Source organism: Variovorax sp. JS1663 (assembly GCF_002157355.1).
In the GTDB taxonomy this organism is placed as follows: Bacteria; Pseudomonadota; Gammaproteobacteria; order Burkholderiales; family Burkholderiaceae_C; genus Variovorax.
In genome coordinates, this window is sequence record NZ_LYMK01000125.1 from 1 (window position 1) to 1,723 (window position 1,723).

Genomic DNA, 1,723 nt, shown 5'->3' on the forward strand with positions numbered 1-1,723 from the left:
GTCACCGCCGCCGAAGCTGGTGGCGTTGCCGGCCAGGGTGCCGGCGCTGATGGTGGTGCCGCCTGCGTAGGTGTTGGTGCCGCTGAGGGTTAAGGTACCGAGACCCGTCTTGGTCACACCGCCCGCGCCCGTGATGACGCCGATGGCGCTCAGGTCCGCATCGGTCCGGAAGACGCCTCCAGCGCTGCCGATGGTGATGGCACGCGCGGTCGTGAAAGCAGCAGTAGTGTTCTGCAGGGTGCCGCCATCAAGAGTCAACACGCCTGAGGCAGCGCCCAGGTTCTGGTCCGCGGAGATCGACAACGTGCCTCCCGTCACGGTAGTGCCGCCGCCGTAAGTGTTGGCGCCGGAGAGGGTCAGGGTCCCGGTCCCGGTCTTGGTCACACGGCCCGCCCCCGAGATGACGCCGGTGGAGCCCAGGTTGGCATCGGCCTGGAAGCCACCTCCGGAACTCCCGATGATGATGGCACGCGCGGTCGTGAAAGCAGCTGTGTTCTGCAGGGTACCGCCATCGAGGGTCAGCGAGCCCGCGGCATCCCCCAGGTTCTGGTTCGAGGAGATCGACAGTGTGCCTCCTGCGATGGCGGTACCGCCTGTGTAGCTGTTGGCGCCTGTCAATGTGAGCGCGCCGGCACCGGTCTTGATGAGGGTGCCGCTGCCGGTGACGGTGTTGGCAAGAGTCCCGTCGCCGGACTGATCGATCAGCAGCGCGGCGTTGTTGGCGATGGCACCGCTGCCGAAGCTGGTGGCTCTGCCGACGAGCGTACCGGCGCTGATGGTGGTGCCGCCTGTGTAGGTGTTGGTGCCCGAGAGGACCAAACGCCCAGCGTCTCTCTTGACCAGGCCGACGCTGCCCGCATTGGCACCAGTCCCGCCGGAGCCGGTCTGGTCGGTGATCACGTCACCGATCGTTTGGGTCTGGCCAGCGCCGGGCGCGAAATTGATCGTGCCGTTGCCGGCCAGGAACAGGCCCGAACCGAAGGCCAAGCCGGCGACCGCAGGGGCGCCGCCGAAGCCGATTCCCCCCGCGGCGCCGGCGGTCACGCTGTTGCCGCTGACGGCGAACGTGTCGGTGACGGTCAGAGTGCCGCCGTTCATCACGAAGATGGCCCCGCCCATGCCTGCGCCGCCGCCACCTTTGCCGGAGCCATTGCCGCCAGCGCCGCCGCCGAAGCCGCCGACGCCACCGCTCGAGCCGGAGGCGCCGCCACCGCCGCCACCGAAGCCGCCAGCGCCACCGCTCGAGCCGGAGGCGCCGGCACCGCCGCCAGCGCCGCCGCCGCCGCCGAAGCCGCCGGCGCCGCCGCTGCGGCTGCCACCGCCGCCACCGCCGCCAAAGCCGCCGGCACCGCCGTTGCCGCCGGAGACACCGACGCCGCCGCCGACGCCGCCGCCGCCGCCGCTGCCGAAGGTAACGCCGCCGCCGCCACCACCACCGTTGGCGCCGCCAACCGCGCCACTGCCACCATTGCCACCCGAAGCGCCGCCGGTAAAGCTGCCGGCCCCGCCCGCGCCGCTGACCCCAACGCCGCCATTCGCTCCAGAGCCGAACCCACCGCCGCCGCCCGTGGTTCCGCCGCCATTGCCGCCCATCCCGCCACCGCCGCCGACGCCGCCGCCACCTGCGCCGCCAGGTCCGCCGCGCGCCTCGTTCGCGCTCAGCGTCAGGTTGCTCAGCGTCACCGACGCGTTGGCGCTCACGAACACCGCCCCGCCCAGCCCG

At 72.1% G+C, this 1,723-nt stretch carries 1 protein-coding gene; it reads right to left on the reverse strand.

Annotated features, from left to right (window positions below; all coding sequences use genetic code 11):
- The coding region (locus A8M77_RS34910; protein ID WP_192871726.1) for an autotransporter-associated beta strand repeat-containing protein at window positions 1–1,723 on the reverse strand (1,723 nt) is incomplete at both ends.